Genomic DNA, 17167 nt, shown 5'->3' on the forward strand with positions numbered 1-17167 from the left:
ATTTTTTGCGGTTGCCGGCCGGAACCGCCGCCACGGCCTGCTCTTGCCGCCGCTGGGCCAGAATCTTGCGCCACTTTTCCAGCCGTTCCTTGACCAAAGCCTCGTAGCCGCGATTGGTGGGGTGGTAGAAGCGGGTGCCCGCCAACTGGTCCGGCAGGTGCTGCTGGTCCACCAGGCCCAAGCGGTCATCATGGGCGTACTGGTAATCCTTGCCGTAGTCCAGCTCCCGCATCAGCTTGGTGGGGGCGTTGCGCAGGTGCAAGGGGACGGGCAGGCTGCCGCTGCGCTTGATGGTAGCCAGCACCTGGTTGTAAGCGGCGTAAACCGCGTTGCTCTTGGGGGCGGTGGCCAGGTAGATCACCGCCTGGGCCAGGGCCAGATCTCCTTCCGGACTGCCCAGCAGGTGGTAGCATTCCCGGGCCTCCAGAGTAATTCCCAGGGCCTTGGGGTCGGCGTTGCCGATATCCTCCGAGGCGAAGCGGATCAGGCGCCGGGCGACATAGAGCGGTTCCTCGCCGGCGGCCAGCATCCGGCCCAGCCAGTAAAGGGCCCCGTCGGGATCGCTGTCCCGCAGACTCTTGTGGAGGGCGGAAATCAGGTTGTAATGCTCTTCGCCGTCGGCGTCGTAGCGCAGGCTCCGGCGCTGAATCGCTTCTTCCACCGTGGCCAGTTCAATCCGGGCCGGGGCGGCGGGTTCCTCTTCCTGGTCTTTATCGAGCTTCTTGGCGGCGGACTCCCGCTGTTCCAGGGTCAGGGCGGCGGCGATTTCCAGGCTGCCCAGCAGGTTGCGGGCATCCCCGTCGGCGATCTTGACCAGGTGGGCGGCGGCCTCGGGGCTGATGGCCAGGTTCAAGGCGCCCAGGCCCCGTTGGCGGTCATGGAGGGCCCGGTCCAGAATCCGGCTCAGATCCTCGGGCTCCAGAGGATTGAGAACGATGACCCGGCAGCGCGAGAGCAGCGGGGCGATGACATGGAAGGAGGGGTTTTCGGTGGTGGCCCCGATCAGGGTGATCAAGCCGGACTCGACGTGGGGCAGGAAGGCGTCCTGCTGGCTCTTGTTGAAGCGGTGAATTTCATCGACGAAGAGAACGCTGCCCCGGCCGCTTTCCGCTCGCAGCCGGCGGCTGCGCTCGACGATTTCCCGAATCTCCTTGACCCCCGAAAGCACCGCCGAAAAAAAGACAAAATCCGCCCCGCTGTTCTTGGCCAGAATCCGGGCCAGGGTGGTTTTGCCCGAACCGGGTGGCCCCCAGAGCAGCAGGGAGGGCAGGTAGCCTCGGCGAGCCAAGCCGGCCAGCAGCTTGTCGTCGGCCAGCAGGTGGCGCTGGCCGACAAAGTCTTGCAGGCGCTCGGGCCGCATTCTTTCGGCCAGGGGAGTATCGAGGTGCTGAGGGTTGGCTGGTGCTGAACTGGTCATTTAGAAAGGTCCGGCGGTCCGGTTGAAAGGGCGGCCGCCGCAAATCACGGCCGCCGGCAGGCCACGAGCCGCTGAGGCGGTGAATGCGGCCATTGTACCCTATTTTTCCAGGCGGGCAATGGTGGCCAGTTGTTCCCGCGCCTGGTGCTGGATGGCGCCGTCTTCCCGGTCGGCCTTGATGGCTTCGTTGAGGTGGTGGCGGGCCATCCGGGGGTCGCCGGCGTACCAGTGATAAAGACCGAGATGATAGTGGCCGGCCGCCGTTTCTCCCAGGCTGGAGCGCACCTGGCCATAACGAAAATGGAGGCGGGCATGATCGGGGGTCAGCTCCAACAGGCGCTCGTAAATGGGGCGGGCGGAGCGGAGCTGGCCCACCTGCTGAAGGATCTGGGCCTGGTTAAAGAGAATATAGGGGTTGTCCGGATCCCGTTCCAGGGCCGCGGCCATCTGGTTCAGGGCCTCCTGCTGTTTGCCGGCCTCGAAAAGAATGATGGCGAGGTCGGCCTGGAGGATGGCCTGGTCGGGGAAGCGGGCGATCACCTGGTGGAGTTCATCCAAGGCTTTATCGTACTGCCGTTCGGCCAGGTAAACCTGGGAGAGGCCGAAGCGGGCCATGAAATTTTCCGGCGCTTCCTCGCCGTCCCGCAAGCGATGCCGCAGGGCCGGCAGCAGGTCCTGGGGGGAGCGGGTCAGGGCTATAATCCGCTGCCGGATCCGGTGGAATTCAAAATCAAAATCCTCGTCGCCCTGGCGGGGTTGGACCCGGGTCGGCAGGCGATCCATGTGGAGCCGATCTTCGATGTAGGCCAACCGGCGTTCCGGTTCGGGGTGGGTGAGGAGATAGGCCGGCAGTTGGGCTCGGCGGAACCGGCTGATATTGCGCATTTTACGGAGCATTCCGAGCATTTCGGCCGGATCGCGCTCCAGTTCCTGCATCCAGCGAAAGGCCAGGCGGTCGGCTTCCTCTTCATCCTGGCGGCTGAACTGCAGGCCCAGGGTGGCGCCGCCGGCCATGGAACCGGCCACCACCGCCTCGCCCACGGCGCCGCCGCCGCCCAGAATCATCGCGGCCAGGGCCAGGGCGGTGGTGCCGAGATTGACCCGCTGGGTTTTGGCCAGCCGGTCGGCATAGTGGCGGCTGTAGGCATGGCCGACTTCGTGGGCCATTACACTGAGCAGTTCGCCTTCGCTTTCGGTGGCTTCAATCAAACCGGAATGAAAGAAAATCAGGCCGGAAGGAGCGGCAAAGGCGTTGAATTCCCGGTTGTCGATGACAAAGAAATCGTAATCGAAGGGCTGGGGGCCGGCCACGCTGAGAACGTCCCGCCCCATCCCCCGGATATAGCTGCTGACATCGGGCTCGTCGATGAGCTTGAACTGGGCCCGGATCAGGGTGAGCAGCCGTTCGCCCAACTCCCTTTCCTCCTGCACCGTCAGGGCCCGGGCCGGGCCGGCCCCGAGCAGGCCGGTGAAGAGAAAAAGGGCGATGGTGGTCCAGGTAAGCAGACGCCGGGGCGTCGAGGTAAAAATCTTCATTGTGAAATAATGGCCGGTTGGTTTGGGGGCGGACGCCATTAATTTATGGCAACTTCGCAAAAAGTACCAACACGCATTGATCGGCGATGGCAAAACGACAAGTTACGAAGTGTGCCCCGTCGTCGTCGCGGCATTTTGCAACGTCGACAATTTATTAGGCAGTTTATTCTTTTAAAGACACCGCCAGGGCGAAAAAGTTGCGTTTCCCTGATATGATAACGACGAGGATGGCAAAACGCCATAACTTATCAGCTTTTATTGCAATTCCGGAAAGATACGGTATTGTGGCCCCATGCTGAAGGAACTCTGGATCAACAACCTGGCCCTGATCGAGGAACTGCGGCTGGCGCCGGGTCCCGGCCTGGCGGTGTTTACCGGTGAAACCGGAGCGGGCAAGTCGATTATTCTCCAGGCCATCCATCTCCTCGCCGGAGGCAAGGCCTCGGCGGACTGGGTTCGCAACGGGGCCGAGCAGGCCACGGTGGAAGCCCTGTTTGAATTCGATCCCGGCCATGGCGAGTTGCTCAAGATGCTGACCGCCGCCGGCCTCGGCCCCGACCTTGAGGCCGGCGGGGAGACCGGCGACCGCGCCGGCGCCGAACTGATCGTCAAGAGGATCATCAGCACCAAAGGCAAGAGCCGTTTTTACCTCAACGGGTCCATGGCCACCGCCGCCATCGCCGGCGGCATTGTCGAACACCTGCTCAGCGTGGCCAGCCAACACGACCACCAGCAACTGCTCCAGGCCCGCTATCATCTCGAATGCATCGACTCCGCCGGCGGCCTGCTGGAACAGCGGCGCCGGTTCGCCGCCCTTTATGACCGCTGGCAGGCGACCCGGACCCGCCTGGCCGAACTGCGGGGCCAGGAGCGGGACAAAGAGCAGCGCCGCGACTTTCTTACCTTCCAGTGCCGGGAGATCGCCGATATCGCCCCGGAACCGGGCGAGGATGAACGCCTGGTTGGCGAAAGGGACCGGCTCAAGGCGGCCGACAGCCTCATCGACCTGGGGCGGGGCAGCTATGCCGCCCTGATCGAGAAGATCAACCCCCCGCTGACTAAGGTGCGCAAGAACCTGGAAGAAATGGCGGCCCGGGATGACGGGGTCGCCAAGCTGGCCGAGGAAGTGGCCGGGGCATCCTTCATCCTCGAAGAGGCACAACTGGAAATCTCCCGCTACCTGGACAACCTGGCCAGCGATCCGGCCCGGCTCGACCAGGTTACCGCCCGCATCGATCTGCTCCAGCGCCTCAAGCGCAAGTATGGTCCGACCCTGGAGGATGTGCTGCGCTTTGCCGAGGAGGCCGGCCGCGAGCTGGAAAACCTGGAAAACCTGGATGCCGCCCTGGCCCAATTGGAACAGGCGGCGGCGCAACAGGAAGAGGAAGTCCGGACCACCGCCGCCGCTCTTTCCGCGGCCCGGGGCCGGGTGGCCGAAGAGTTCGCCCGCCGGGTGGGAGCCGAACTCGGTTCCCTGGCCCTGGAACAGGCCCGTTTCGCGGTGGACCTGCCCGCCGGCGAGATGTCCGGCCTGACCCGTCTGGGCTGGGACCGGCCCGAATTCGTCTTTTCCGCCAATCCCGGCGAACCCCTCAAGCCGGTGGCCAAAGTGGCTTCCGGCGGCGAGCTTTCCCGGCTGATGCTGGCCCTGAAATGCATTCTGGCTCGCCAGGACCGAGTGGAGAGCGTGATTTTCGATGAGGTCGATGCCGGGATCAGCGGCAAGACCGCCGAATCGGTGGCCCGCAAGATCCGTGAGCTGGCCAGCCATCACCAGGTTCTTTGCATCACCCATCTGCCCCAGATCGCCGCCGGGGCCGATGATCATTACGTGGTCGGCAAGCGCCGGCGCGGGGAGCGGACCATCACCGAAGTGACCCAACTGGCGTCGGAGCAGCGGCCGGCCGAACTGGCCCGGATGCTCTCCGGCGATGCGATCACCCCCAAAACCATGGCTTACGCGGCGGAACTGCTTGGCCGCAACCGCCCCGCCGCCTGAACCACTGAACTCCAAGGAGAAAGCATGACCACCGCCCTGGCCTTGTATTCCGGGGGCCTGGACAGCACTTTGGCCTGCCGGGTGGTAATGGAACAGCAGATTCGGGTGTTGGCGGTAAAATTCGTCACCCCTTTTTTCGGGGCCGACTTGCTCAACGATCCCGAGGGCTACCGGCAAACGATCCGGCGCAAGTACGGCATCGAGGTGATGCTGCGGGATCTGAGCGAGCCCTACCTGAAAATGCTGGCCCGCCCGGCCCACGGTTACGGCAAGAATTTCAACCCCTGCGTCGATTGCAAGATCATGCTGATGACCGAGGCCCGGCGGATGCTGCCGGAACTGGGGGCGTCCTTTCTCGTCTCCGGCGAGGTGCTGGGCCAGCGGCCCATGTCCCAGCGCCGGGATACTCTGCGGGTGATCGAGCGGGACAGCGGTTGCGCCGACCTGCTGCTGCGCCCCCTTTGCGCCCGCCACCTGCCCCCCACCAAACCGGAACGGGAAGGGTTGATCGACCGGGAAAAACTCCTCGACTTCCGGGGCCGCAACCGCAGCCCCCAGATCGCCCTGGCCGCCCGTTTGGGGATCAGCGATTACGAAGCTCCCGGCGGCGGCTGCGTCCTCACCGATCCCAACCTGGCCGCGCGGATCCGCGACCATTACCAGGAAGCCGCCGTCTTGGGCCAGCCGGTGCGGGCCGACGATGTCCTGCTGCTGCTCGGCGGCCGGGCCTTCAAACTGCCCGGTGGCTCGATTCTGGCCCTGGGCCGCGACGAAGCGGGCAACGACCGCCTGCTGGCCCGCCGCCGGCCCGGCGACTGGCTCCTTAATCTGCGCGATCACCCCGGCCCCCTGGCCATTCTCCGCCCGCCCCGGGAATCGGCTGGCCCGGCCATAGCCGGTGCGCCCTCCACCCCGGCAACCGAGCAAGCGCCTGCCGGCCAAGCCGGGATTCCGGCCGATTTACTTTGGGCCGCGGCCCTGGTCATGCGCTACGCCGGCAAGTCGGTCCGCGATCGCGGCCAGGCCGTGGTTCAGGCCGAACAAAGGGACGGCAAGATCATCGAACTGACCACGGCCCCGGTCGCCGACGAGGTCTTCGCCCCCTGGCGCCGTTGAACCCCCTTCCACCTCCGCTGGCGCCAGCGCCGGACAAGTCCAACGGCTTGAATCAAGGCGTCAGCGGAGCTTGTGCGAGCCTGTGGTTCATTTCCCCTAAGCAGGAATTCCCGACAACTTGCCCGGAGCAGATTTTTTCACGCAGTAAAATGTACAAATTATCAGCCGCATGATAAAAAAAATGGAGCAACCGCAAAAAATAGCGCACCTGGGACACTATTTGTCCGAGATGGTGTGGTATGAGGTAAGGTAGAGTAAAAAAAACAGTGGAAAACCCACATCTTGCTTTTTTATCTGCAAACCATGTGAGCCTTGCCGATGTTGCCAAAAACCGGACCGCCCCGCAGCATAACGGACGAGGATTTTGAGCGCATTCTCGAAGCCAGCTGGGAACAGCTCGCCCTGTTCGCCTTTGCAAAGCACAGGGAAAACGGCCGGGGCGTGGTCCTGCTGGATCGCCACGGTCTGAACGATGACATTCTCTACGACCAGGTCGATCTGGGCTATGCGGTTTACGAGCCGGGCCAACCTGATCCCGATACGGCCCGGATGATCGAGCAATATGACCCGGCCTGGGAGATTGTTTTGCAGTACCTGCGCCCGGACGGCAGGGCCAGAACCGCCAGGATCAGAACCGCCCCCGGCAAGCGGCACCCGTGGCGGATCTATCTTTTCGAACGGATGATGCAGGATGAGGACTGAGAAGAACGGGACGAGGTAATCACAAATTGTGATGACCTTTAAACTTGCCGGCAACTGCTTGCCGAAGACGAAAAATCCAAGCGAAAAATCGGGTTTTGACCGAGACGGGATGAGAGTGTTGTGCAATGATGAAAGGATGTGGGGGGAAGGATAAGGAGGTGCGGGGCGCAAGACCCCTGGCGATATTGTCGGAAGATTTCGAAGGGGGCCGGATGCGGCACCTCCGCCACGCCGGCGAATGGTGGTTTGCGATGGAGGATATGGCCGTGACCCTGGCCGAGGTAGCCGGGCCCGGCCGGCGCCCGGCATCGGTTGAAAGAGCAGATAGGGAGGAAACATAAACAGACGATGGTTTCTCGGGCTGCTGGCTTACACGGCCGGGTCGTTGCTGTTGGGTGGAAAGAGGGTGGCTGCCCCGCCGGCCCCGGTTGCTCTTTGTCGGTGCTATGTCGCCGGATTCAGGTATCACCAGTGGGCGACTTTGCTGCCAAGGCTCAAAGAAAGACAGGCGCTCGTCCTCAAACGGGAGCCGGAAAATCCCCATGACCCGCTGGCCATCGCGGTTCATGCCGTCAACGGCGACAAGCTCGGCTATCTGCCCTGGCGGCTGAACGAGATTCCGGCCGGGCTCATGGATGGGGGCAGAAGTTTATGGCGGTGATTGCCGCGGTGGATCGCGATGCGCTGCCTTGGGAGATGATGGAGGTAGAGGTGGTGATGGAGCAAGGAGGATGGCGGGCATGAGCGAGGATAACGGCACGATTCATCTTTACGAAGCCTTGGAATTGCGGGGGGCATGATATGAAATTTTATGCTCACAGCCTTGAAGGGGAGCCGCCGGAAAGATGGCAGCCGTTGGAAGAACATTTACGAAATGTTGCGGAAATGGCGGGAAAATTTGCCGCGCCGTTTGGAGGCGATGAATGGGCTCGGCTCGCTGGATACTGGCATGATCTTGGCAAATATTCCAAGGCCTTTCAAAAGAAATTGTATGATGCAAACGGCGTGGAATGCCATATTGAAACGCAACTAGGCCGGGTTGTCCATTCCGAGGCGGGAGGACATCTTGCAAGTCTCAAGGGGTGGAAGGGTGCCGACCAAGTGCTGTCTTGGCTTATCATGGGGCACCATGCCGGATTGACCGATTTTGCCAGCGATCATGTCGGGGCCAAGGCCCTGATGCCGAAGATGGTCGATCCCGGTCGCTCACAAGAAATACTCAATAATGTGTCCGAGGCAATTATCGGGCAAAGTCTTCCCCAGCCACCAAAACCTCTTCAGTCCGGTGCCGACCCCGCATTTTTCATCCGCATGCTGTTTTCCTGTCTGGTTGATGCCGACTTTATTGATACCGAGGCATTCATGGACAAAGGCCGTGCTGGCTTACGCAAGGAAACACAACCGGAACTCGGCACACTTCTTAAAGCCTTTGACCGGTATATGGATGGCTTGTGCGGAAAGGCCGCTCCGACAGCAGTGAATAAAATCCGGGCTGAAGTTCTGGCCAGGTGTAGGAAGGTCGCCGAGGAGATGCCGGCGGTATTTTCTCTTTCCGTTCCCACCGGAGGCGGTAAGACCTTGGCCTCCCTTGCCTTTGCCCTGCGCCATGCGGAACGCCGCGAGAAAAAACGGATCATTTACGTGATCCCCTATACCAGCATCATTGAGCAGACCGCCGATGTGTTTCGTAAAATCCCCGGTTTTGAAGATGCGGTACTGGAACACCACAGCAATGTCGCGGAAGCGGCCGAGAGCAGGGAAACGGCTCGTAGCCGACTGGCCGCTGAAAACTGGGACGCGCCGCTCATCGTCACCACCTCGGTGCAATTCTTCGAATCCCTTTTTGCCTGCCGCACCAGTCGCTGCCGCAAACTCCACAATATTGCAAACTCGGTGGTCATCTTCGACGAGGCCCAGTGCCTGCCCCATGAGTATCTACGGCCGGTCGTCTTTGCCATTCGGGAATTGTTTCGCCATTACCGGGTGACCCCGCTCTTATGCACCGCCACTCAGCCGGTGCTGACTCGGACCGATGAGTTTGACTTCAAATTCCGGGAGGGTTTTGACACACCACCGCGTGAGATCGTCGAAAATCCAAATGAACTGGCAGAACGATTGAAGCGGGTTGAAATTGTACGGCACAACCGGGAGATGGTTCCGACCGAACTTGCCGAACTTGCCAAATCCATCCGGGCGGAACAAAACTCGGTGCTTTGTATAGTCAACCGCAGGGATGACGCTCGCACTCTTGCCCGCCTGATGCCGGAGGAGACGACCCTGCATCTTTCAACCAATATGTGCGCGGCCCATCGTTTCAAGGTTTTGGAAGAGATCAAAACGAGAATTAAGGCAAAAAAAGAAAAGATAACCGTGGTCAGCACTTCGCTGATTGAGGCGGGAGTGGACCTCGATTTCCCGGTGGTCTATCGGGCCCTGGCCGGGCTTGACTCCATCGCCCAGGCGGCCGGCCGTTGCAACCGGGAAGGGAGGCTTGAGGAAGGGGGAAAAAAGATTCAAGGTCGCACCGTTATTTTCGTGCCGACGAAGCAGCCCTGTTATGTGCGACAGGCTGCCGTCATCACCTCGGAAATGCTGGCTGGACAACTCCAAACCTTGCTCTCACCTGGAAACTATGAAAGATATTTTCGCCAACGTTTCTGGCAGCTTGGAGAAGATGCTTTGGACAAAAACCAGATTATGAAATTGGTGAGTGGAAGGGGGATGAATTTTTATTTCCGCACAGTCGCCGAGCGTTTTGGACTGATCGAAGATGACTGGCAGGAGACCGTACTGGTTCCCTATGGCGACGCGGTGCGTCTTCTCGGGCGCCTGACCAGTGAATCGTGGAGCCAGCGCACTATTCTTCGGCAACTTGGCCGCTATGGTGTCGGTGTGCCTCAAAGATTGTTCGGCGATCTGGTAGGCCAGGGGTATATCCGAGAGTCGGGCTATCCCGGCCTGTACATGCTTGATCAAATACTATACGACGAGGACATGTACGGTTTTGTCCCGCCTGACGAGGTGGTTGCGGTGAATCCGGAGAAAACAATTTGTTGAAATGGAGGTGTTGTATGGAAAGAAGTAGCCCTTTTCGTCTGCGGGTGAGCGGCGCCAACGCCTGTTTCACCCGGCCGGAGATGAAGGTGGAGCGGGTTTCCTATGACGTGATCACCCCGTCGGCGGCCCGGGGCATCCTGGAGGCAATACTCTGGAAGCCGGCCATCGCCTGGAAGATACTTCAGGTCGATGTTTTGAAGCCGGTGCGATGGGAATCCGTACGGCGCAACGAGGTGGGCGCGGTAATTCCGGCCCGCAATGTGACCGCCGCCATGACGCAGGGGCGTGGTCAGCTCGGAATGTATGTTGAGAAGGAGCGCCAGCAACGGGCCAGCCTTTTCCTGCGAGAGGTTGATTATGTCATCCACGCCCTATTCGAACTGACCGACAAAGCAGGCCCGGAGGACAATGTGACCAAGTTCGAGCAGATGTTCATCCGCCGGGCCTCGAACGGCCAGTGTTTTCACCGGCCCTATTTCGGCTGTCGCGAGTTCCCCGTGGATTTCGAGTTCCTGCCCCGCGATGCCAAACCGCCGGAACCGATAGCCGAAAGCCGCGACCTGGGCTGGATGCTCTATGATCTAGATTTCTTCGGCAAGGAGCCCATGCCCCAGTTTTTCCACGCCAGAATGGAAAATGGCTGTATTGATCTCCGCAATGTGGAGGTGCGGTCATGATCATCAAGGCATTGGCGGACTATTACGAGCGGATGCTGAATGATCCGAACTGCGACGTGGCGCCACCGGGATTTGAAAAAAAAGCTATCCCATTTTTGCTTGTTCTCGGCAAAGACGGAAGGTTGGTCAATATTCGCGATACACGAACCGGCGAGGGGAAAAAGAAAACGGCCAGGGAGTTTGTCGTTCCTCATGGCGAGAAAAAAACTTACGGGATCAAGGCCAACCTGCTGTGGGATAATCCTCAGTATCTGTTCGGTGTGTCAAAGAGTGGTTCAGCAAAAGATCTTGAGCGTGCGGCGGAATCATTCTCGCAGTTTACAAAAAGAATTGAGGAAACCTTTCCAGTCGACGGCGTGGACACAGGGATCATGGCCGTTAAGAAATTTCTAATAGAAAAAGATTTTACGAAGGTGTTTGCCCATGAATATTGGCCTGAAATCGAAGAGACTAAGGCCAACCTCACATTCATTCTTGAGGGTGACAACCATTTGGTAGCCCAAAGTCCCGAGGTGGTAAAGCGCATACGTGAGAGAGATGGCGCTGCGAACGGTGTCGGTCAAGTATGCGCGGTTTCTGGACAGGTGGAACAGTCTGCTGAGCTCCACCCCTCAATAAAAGGGGTATGGGGGGCTCAATCCTCAGGGGCCAACATCGTGTCTTTCAATCTTGATTCCTTTCGGTCATTTGGCAAAAAACAAGGCTTAAATGCCCCGATCGGGCACACCACAACATTTGCCTACACTACGGCGCTGAATACCTTGCTGGCCAAGGGTTCCCGGCAGCGTATCCAGGTAGGTGATGCCAGCACAGTCTTCTGGGCTGACGAGGCTCACCCCTTTGAACACGATTTTTCCGCGTTTCTTGGTGAGCCGCAGAAAGGGGAAGAGCCTGATTACGGCAGAATTCGTTCACTCCTTTCAGCTGTGAGGTCCGGCGTGTTGCCGCCGGAAGATAATACACCATTTTATGTCCTCGGTCTTGCTCCTAACGCCTCCCGCATTGCCGTTCGTTTCTGGTACGAGGGCAATGTCCGCGATCTGAAAGAAAAGATCGCTCGTCATTTTGAGGATATTGAGATAGTCCGGTCGCCACGTGACCGGGAATACATATCGCTATTTCAACTGCTTGTCGCTACAGCAACGGAAGGTAAGGCCGACAATATCCCTCCCAATCTCGGAGGCGAAATTGCCCGTGCTGTGCTCGTTGGTGCAAGTTACCCCCGGACGCTTCTTTCCGGGGCGGTTCGGCGGTTCAAGGCAGAGCAGCGGATAACCCGCGCCCGGGCCGCTATCATCAAAGGTTTTCTGGTTCGAGAATCCAGGTTGAGAGGAACAACTACAAAGGAGGTCGGAGAAATGCTGGATACTAAAAATGAGAACATCGGTTACGTACTCGGCCGGATGTTCGCTGTGCTGGAACGTATCCAAGAACAGGCAAATACCAGTCTCAACAAAACCATCCGCGATACTTATTTCAGCGCTGCGACCAGCAGCCCGTTGGTGATTTTTAAGCGATTGCAGGAGTTGGCCGTCCACCATCTGGCCAAGATCAGAAATTCCGGCAAAAGCACGGTCTGGCTAGAAAAACTCATGGGCGAGATTATGGGGAAGGTTCCGGCCGTTGGTATTCCGGCAACGCTCTCCCTTGAGGACCAAGGACGTTTCGCGGTGGGTTATTACCACCAGAGGCAGGATTTCTTCAAATCAAACAAAGAAGAGGGTAAAGGAGAATGATCATGGGTGAAGCAATTAAAAACCGTTATGAATTCGTGCTGTTTTTTGATGTGAAAGACGGCAACCCCAACGGCGACCCGGATGCTGGCAATCTCCCCCGCATCGATCCGGAAACCGGCAACGGCCTGGTGACCGATGTTTGCCTGAAACGCAAGGTGAGAAACTATGTCGGCTTGGTTCACGGTGAGCAGCCACCTAATGAGATCTACGTAAAGGAGAAGGCCGTTTTGAATCGGCAGCACGAAAGGGCATATCATGCCATCGGCGAAGATATTTCCGGGGAAAAATCCGGACGCAAAGGGGGAAATGTGGACGCGGCACGTGCCTGGATGTGCGGAAATTTTTTCGACGTTCGCACCTTCGGCGCCGTCATGTCAACTGGTATCAATTGCGGGCAGGTGCGTGGACCAGTGCAGTTTGCCTTCGGCAGGAGTGTTGACCGAATTTTTACCGGTGAACACAGCATTACAAGAATGGCAGTTGCCACCGAGGCTGAGGCGGAAAAGCAGGGCGGTGATAATCGAACCATGGGCAGGAAATTCACAGTCCCTTACGGCCTATACCGTGTCCACGGCTTCATCTCCGCCCCGCTGGCCAAGCAAACCGGATTTTCGGAGGACGATCTGCAATTATTCTGGGATGCACTTGTCAATATGTTCGACCACGATCGTTCTGCAGCGCGCGGCGAAATGGCGGCCAGAAAATTGTTCGTTTTCAGGCATGAAAAGGAATTGGGAAACGCCCCGGCCAGTAAGCTTTTTGACCTTGTTAAGGTCGAGAAGAATTGCGGTGACGCGCCACCCCGCGCCTTTACCGATTATCAGATAACGGTCGGCACTACTCCCGCAGGTGTCGAGCTGATCGAGTTGCTTTGATTCTTTCCGGTGGTGAGGTGGATGGACAATAGGCTGGTAGTCTTCAAAAACAAGGAAATCCGGCGTACCCTGCATAATAACGAGTGGTGGTTTGTCGTCGAAGACGTGATCTTGGCGTTGATCGACTCAAAAGACCCGAAACAATACATCCAGCGCATGAAACGGCGAGATCCGGAACTCGGCAAAGGGTGGGTGCAGATTGTACATACCCTTGCGGTTGAAACCGTTGGTGGTCCTCAACGGATTTTGTGCGCCAAGACCGAAGGCATTTTCCGCATCTTCCAGTCCATCCTCTCGCCCGAAGTCATGCCCTTCAATCACTGGCTGGACAAGGGCTATTCCGAAGCCTGGATCGGAAAACGGATGCGCGGCATTGCCGGGACAGGCCGAGTTGACCGATGAACGGAAGAAGCGCGGGGTCAAGGACGACCCGGAATACGCCATCCTCACCTCGGAGATATCCAAGGCCGCCTTTGGCCTAATGCCTTCGGTGTACAAACAGTTGAAGGGGCTCAAGCGGGAGAACCTGCGCGACCACATGACTGATCTGGAACTGATTTTCTCCATGCTGGGGGGGCGGCCACCACCGAAATTGCCCGCAAGCAGGATGCCAAGGGCTTTGGCGAAAACAAGGTAGCGGCCCGTAAAGGCGGCCGGATCGCCGGGGATGCCCGCGAAAATCTGGAGCGAGAAACCGGCGACAAGGTCGTCTCCCGGAAAATTATTTGGCCGAGCCGGAGAAGAAAAAAAGACTCAAACGGTAACTTCAGAGATTTCCATGGAAACAGGCAGCTGTTGCAAAAAATGCAACAGCTCGAATTAGGGACGTACAGGTTCAAAATTTAGGGAGAACTAGTATGCAAAAAGTGCATATTGCTTACAGACGGCATCCGGGCTGATATGGGATACGGTGAAGACGATCTATTACCTCTCTCGGCCTTGCAGCATCTTCTTTTCTGCGAGCGGCAGTGCGCCTTGATCCACATTGAGCAGGTTTGGAGCGAGAACCTTTTCACAGCCCAAGGCAGGGTTATGCACGAGCGGGTTGACAGCGGGGTAGCCCAATGTCGGAACGATCTCCGCATCGAAAGCGCGGTGCCTCTTCGCTCCCTGCGCCTGGGACTTTCCGGCAAGGCGGATGTGGTGGAGTACCACCGCACTGATGCCGGAAATTTGCGACCCTACCCGGTGGAGTACAAACGGGGGAGGCCCAAAAAGGCCAATTGGGATCGGGTGCAGCTTTGCGCCCAGGCCCTTTGCCTGGAGGAGATGCTCCATTGCCCGGTGCCGGAAGGGGCACTCTTTTACGGCAAGAACCGGCGGCGGCAGTTGGTGCTCTTTGATGATAGGTTGCGGCGGGAGACCGAAGCGGCGGCCGAGCGACTGCATGCCCTGATCCGCTCCGGCATCACCCCGCCGGCCCGCTACGCCAAAAAATGCGAGAGCTGCTCGCTGATGAATCTTTGCATGCCCAAGGTTGCCGGGGCCGGTAAGAGCGTGGGCCGGTATCTTGCGCGGGTTATGACGGAAGGAGGTGGGTAACATGGTAGAACCGGAAGCAAGCAACGGCGCCGGCCGGGCCGATCTCGGTGAAATCATCCTATACCAATCCGAGGATGGCAGGAGCGTCATGGATGTACATCTCAAGGACGAGACGGTCTGGCTGACCCAGGCACAGATGGTTGAACTGTTTCAGCGGGACAAACGGACGATTTCAGAACATATCCGGAATGTGTTCAAGGAAGGCGAATTGGTCGAGACGGCAGTTGTCCGGGATTTCCGGACAACTGCTTCTGATGGGAAAACCTACCGGACCAATTTTTATAATCTCGATGTTGTCATCTCGGTTGGCTACCGGGTGAAGTCGCAACGTGGCACCCAATTCCGCATCTGGGCTACTTCTGTCCTGAAGGAGCACCTGGTGCGGGGCTACACCCTCAACCAGCGGCGGTTAGCCGAGAAGGGCATGGCCGAACTGAAGCAGACCATGTCCCTGCTGGCCACCACCCTGGAGAGCTATGAATTGGTCAGCGACGAGGGCCGGGCCGTGTTGGAAGTGATCAATCGCTATGCTCGCGCCTGGCGACTTCTGCTTGAATACGACGAGGAACGGTTGCCGGTGCCGGCGGCGCGGCACGAGCCTGGGGCCTGGCTTCGGCTCGACGAGGTACGCCGGGCCATCGGCGCCCTGAAAAATGAACTTGCGGCGCGGGGCGAGGCCACCGATCTTTTCGGTCAGGAGAGAGGCCACGGGTTGGCCGGCATTCTCGGCGCGGTACATCAGTCTTTCGGAGGACAGGACCTCTATCCGAGTATCGAGGAAAAGGCGGCGCATCTCCTCTACTTTGTTATCAAGGACCATCCATTTTCCGACGGCAACAAACGGATCGGCTCCTTTCTTTTCGTACTATATTTGCGACAAAATGGCCTTGCCGGTTTCGACAACCGTTTCCTGGTGGCCATGGCCCTGCTTACCGCGGCCAGCGAACCAGGACATAAAGATTTGCTGGTACGTCTGATCATGAATCTGGTTGGTGACTCAGGATGAAAAAACTCCTCAACACCATCTATGTCACCACCCAGGGCGCTTATTTGGCGCGGGAGGGCGAGACCGTTCTGGTGCGGGTGGAAAAGGAAACCCGGCTTCAGGTGCCGATCCACACACTCTCCGGGATAGTATGTTTCGGTAAGGTCTCGTGTAGCCCGTTTCTGCTTGGGTTGTGCGCGGAGCGCGGGGTGGGGGTAAGTCTGCTCACCGAAAACGGCCGCTTTTTGGCCCGGGTGCAGGGGCCGGTTTGCGGCAATGTCCTGTTGCGACGCCAGCAGTACCGTTGGGCCGACGATCAGGAAAGATCGGCCGCGTTGGGCCGGGCTTTCCTGGTGGGCAAGATAGCCAACAGCCGCACCGTGCTCCAGCGGGCTTTGCGCGACCATGCGGAAAAACCGGGGGCCGAGAGCCTGGAGGAAGCGTCGGTTCGGCTGCGCTTTTCTCTGGGGCAACTCCCTGCGGCCTCGTCCCTGGATGCGTTGCGCGGCCTTGAGGGCGATGCGGCCGGCACTTATTTTGGGGTGTTCAATCACCTGATCACCAACCAGAAGGAGGAATTTCAGTTTCATGAGCGCAGCCGGCGACCGCCGTTGGACAAGGTTAACTGCCTGCTTTCCTTCCTCTATACCTTGCTCATGCACGACATCCGCAGCGCCTTGGAGTCGGTGGGGCTGGACCCGGCGGTTGGTTTCCTGCATCGTGACCGGCCGGGCCGGGCCAGTCTGGCCCTGGATCTGATGGAGGAATTCCGGCCGGTGCTGGCGGATCGGTTGGCGCTTTCCCTGATCAATCTCGGAGTGGTGAAGAAATCCGGCTTCCGGCAGACGGAAACCGGCGGGGTAACCATGGATGCCGATACCCGCAAAGCCCTGCTGGTCGCCTATCAGAAGCGGAAACAGGAGGAGATCAATCATCCGTTTTTGAACGAAAAGGTGGAAATCGGCCTGCTCCCCTTTGCCCAGGCTCTGTTGCTGGCCCGGCATGTGCGGGGCGATCTGGACGGCTATCCGCCGTTTATCTGGAGGTGATGATTCGCGATGTTCGTATTGGTGAGCTATGACGTGGCCACGTCGGAGCCGGGCGGCCAGCGGCGATTGCGGCGGGTGGCAAAGGCGTGCAAGAATTACGGGCAGCGGGTGCAGTTCTCGGTTTTTGAGTGCATTGTGGACCCGGCCCAATGGACCGCGCTCCGGCAGTGCCTGGAGGCCGAGATCAACCCGGAAACGGACAGCCTGCGCTATTATTTCCTCGGTTCCAATTGGCGGCACCGGGTGGAGCATGTGGGGGCCAAGGCTTCCTTTGACCAAGAGGGTCCGCTCATTGTTTGAAGGGTGGCGCGAACCCCAAGCGAACCGGAAAAGCCCGGCAGGTTCGCGAATGAAGCAATAAGATGATGTTGTGGGTTTTTATTGGCTCTTTTTTTGCGCACATTTATGAAAAGGTTGTTGCTGGTTGAAGGTTCGCGCATAACCAGCGCATAATCCCTTGCCAACAAGGGATGACG

General features: G+C 58.9%; 16 protein-coding genes. 14 read left to right on the forward strand and 2 right to left on the reverse strand.

The window, feature by feature from the left end; genetic code table 11:
* Positions 1 to 1417, reverse strand: a 1417-nt coding sequence (locus tag ACHHTY_RS10410) for a replication-associated recombination protein A (RefSeq protein ID WP_395494069.1), incomplete at its 3' end; no start/stop codon positions are given.
* Positions 1418 to 1516: 99 nt separating this feature from the next.
* Positions 1517 to 2953: a M48 family metalloprotease gene (locus tag ACHHTY_RS10415; RefSeq protein WP_395494070.1), complete on the reverse strand. Its 1437-nt coding sequence runs from the start codon at positions 2951 to 2953 to the stop codon at positions 1517 to 1519.
* A 292-nt stretch (positions 2954 to 3245) separates the two neighbouring features.
* Here ACHHTY_RS10415 and recN point away from each other — a divergent pair, with 292 nt between their 5' ends.
* From recN to cas2, 14 genes are all read left to right on the forward strand, one after another.
* Complete coding sequence (gene recN / locus ACHHTY_RS10420) at positions 3246 to 4952, forward strand: DNA repair protein RecN (RefSeq protein WP_395494071.1); 1707 nt, start codon at positions 3246 to 3248, stop codon at positions 4950 to 4952.
* Positions 4953 to 4976: 24 nt separating this feature from the next.
* Positions 4977 to 6068 carry a thiamine biosynthesis protein gene (locus ACHHTY_RS10425; protein ID WP_395494072.1) on the forward strand — a complete coding sequence of 364 codons (1092 nt, stop codon included), beginning with the start codon at positions 4977 to 4979 and terminating at the stop codon, positions 6066 to 6068.
* A gap of 318 nt (positions 6069 to 6386) precedes the next feature.
* A complete protein-coding gene (locus ACHHTY_RS10430) occupies positions 6387 to 6770 on the forward strand; it encodes a hypothetical protein (RefSeq protein WP_395494073.1) in 384 nt (127 codons plus the stop codon).
* Between the two features lie 406 nt (positions 6771 to 7176).
* Positions 7177 to 7431 (forward strand): HIRAN domain-containing protein, encoded by a 255-nt coding sequence (locus ACHHTY_RS10435; protein WP_395494074.1) that lies wholly within the window; start codon positions 7177 to 7179, stop codon positions 7429 to 7431.
* Positions 7432 to 7571: 140 nt separating this feature from the next.
* Positions 7572 to 9827, forward strand: coding sequence for a CRISPR-associated helicase Cas3' (gene cas3 / locus ACHHTY_RS10440; RefSeq protein WP_395494075.1), 2256 nt, complete (start codon positions 7572 to 7574; stop codon positions 9825 to 9827).
* A gap of 14 nt (positions 9828 to 9841) precedes the next feature.
* A complete protein-coding gene (gene cas5c, locus ACHHTY_RS10445; RefSeq protein ID WP_395494076.1) occupies positions 9842 to 10504 on the forward strand; it encodes a type I-C CRISPR-associated protein Cas5c in 663 nt (220 codons plus the stop codon).
* Positions 10501 to 12240 (forward strand): type I-C CRISPR-associated protein Cas8c/Csd1, encoded by a 1740-nt coding sequence (gene cas8c / locus ACHHTY_RS10450; protein ID WP_395494077.1) that lies wholly within the window; start codon positions 10501 to 10503, stop codon positions 12238 to 12240. The genes cas5c and cas8c overlap by 4 nt, the downstream gene beginning before the upstream one ends.
* A gap of 2 nt (positions 12241 to 12242) precedes the next feature.
* Positions 12243 to 13115, forward strand: a complete 873-nt coding sequence (gene cas7c / locus ACHHTY_RS10455; protein WP_395494078.1) for a type I-C CRISPR-associated protein Cas7/Csd2 — start codon at positions 12243 to 12245, stop codon at positions 13113 to 13115.
* Positions 13116 to 13136: 21 nt separating this feature from the next.
* On the forward strand, positions 13137 to 13517 hold the full coding sequence (locus ACHHTY_RS10460; protein ID WP_395494079.1) for a BRO-N domain-containing protein: 381 nt from the start codon (positions 13137 to 13139) through the stop codon (positions 13515 to 13517).
* Positions 13507 to 13752 carry a hypothetical protein gene (locus ACHHTY_RS10465; RefSeq protein WP_395494080.1) on the forward strand — a complete coding sequence of 82 codons (246 nt, stop codon included), beginning with the start codon at positions 13507 to 13509 and terminating at the stop codon, positions 13750 to 13752. Before ACHHTY_RS10460 ends, ACHHTY_RS10465 begins: the two co-directional genes overlap by 11 nt.
* Before the next feature lie 263 nt (positions 13753 to 14015).
* A complete protein-coding gene (gene cas4, locus ACHHTY_RS10470; protein ID WP_395494081.1) occupies positions 14016 to 14657 on the forward strand; it encodes a CRISPR-associated protein Cas4 in 642 nt (213 codons plus the stop codon).
* 1 nt (position 14658) lies between these two features.
* Positions 14659 to 15663 (forward strand): RhuM family protein, encoded by a 1005-nt coding sequence (rhuM, locus tag ACHHTY_RS10475; RefSeq protein WP_395494082.1) that lies wholly within the window; start codon positions 14659 to 14661, stop codon positions 15661 to 15663.
* Positions 15660 to 16691, forward strand: a complete 1032-nt coding sequence (gene cas1c / locus ACHHTY_RS10480; RefSeq protein WP_395494083.1) for a type I-C CRISPR-associated endonuclease Cas1c — start codon at positions 15660 to 15662, stop codon at positions 16689 to 16691. Before rhuM ends, cas1c begins: the two co-directional genes overlap by 4 nt.
* Positions 16692 to 16700: 9 nt before the next feature.
* On the forward strand, positions 16701 to 16991 hold the full coding sequence (gene cas2, locus ACHHTY_RS10485; protein WP_395494084.1) for a CRISPR-associated endonuclease Cas2: 291 nt from the start codon (positions 16701 to 16703) through the stop codon (positions 16989 to 16991).
* Positions 16992 to 17167 lie beyond the last annotated feature (176 nt).

Origin of the sequence: Desulfurivibrio nitratireducens (assembly GCF_044068515.1) — a bacterium.
In the GTDB taxonomy this organism is placed as follows: domain Bacteria; phylum Desulfobacterota; class Desulfobulbia; order Desulfobulbales; family Desulfurivibrionaceae; genus Desulfurivibrio.

What these genes read in the sequence shown, in the direction of transcription:
- ACHHTY_RS10415 (WP_395494070.1), bottom strand. Translation starts at nt 2,953, where the DNA reads ATGAAGATTTTTACCTCGACGCCCCGGCGTCTGCTTACCTGGACCACC.
- recN (WP_395494071.1), top strand. Translation starts at nt 3,246, where the DNA reads ATGCTGAAGGAACTCTGGATCAACAACCTGGCCCTGATCGAGGAACTG.
- ACHHTY_RS10425 (WP_395494072.1), top strand. Translation starts at nt 4,977, where the DNA reads ATGACCACCGCCCTGGCCTTGTATTCCGGGGGCCTGGACAGCACTTTG.
- ACHHTY_RS10430 (WP_395494073.1), top strand. Translation starts at nt 6,387, where the DNA reads ATGTTGCCAAAAACCGGACCGCCCCGCAGCATAACGGACGAGGATTTT.
- cas3 (WP_395494075.1), top strand. Translation starts at nt 7,572, where the DNA reads ATGAAATTTTATGCTCACAGCCTTGAAGGGGAGCCGCCGGAAAGATGG.
- cas5c (WP_395494076.1), top strand. Translation starts at nt 9,842, where the DNA reads ATGGAAAGAAGTAGCCCTTTTCGTCTGCGGGTGAGCGGCGCCAACGCC.
- cas8c (WP_395494077.1), top strand. Translation starts at nt 10,501, where the DNA reads ATGATCATCAAGGCATTGGCGGACTATTACGAGCGGATGCTGAATGAT.
- cas7c (WP_395494078.1), top strand. Translation starts at nt 12,243, where the DNA reads ATGGGTGAAGCAATTAAAAACCGTTATGAATTCGTGCTGTTTTTTGAT.
- ACHHTY_RS10460 (WP_395494079.1), top strand. Translation starts at nt 13,137, where the DNA reads ATGGACAATAGGCTGGTAGTCTTCAAAAACAAGGAAATCCGGCGTACC.
- cas4 (WP_395494081.1), top strand. Translation starts at nt 14,016, where the DNA reads ATGGGATACGGTGAAGACGATCTATTACCTCTCTCGGCCTTGCAGCAT.
- rhuM (WP_395494082.1), top strand. Translation starts at nt 14,659, where the DNA reads ATGGTAGAACCGGAAGCAAGCAACGGCGCCGGCCGGGCCGATCTCGGT.
- cas1c (WP_395494083.1), top strand. Translation starts at nt 15,660, where the DNA reads ATGAAAAAACTCCTCAACACCATCTATGTCACCACCCAGGGCGCTTAT.
- cas2 (WP_395494084.1), top strand. Translation starts at nt 16,701, where the DNA reads ATGTTCGTATTGGTGAGCTATGACGTGGCCACGTCGGAGCCGGGCGGC.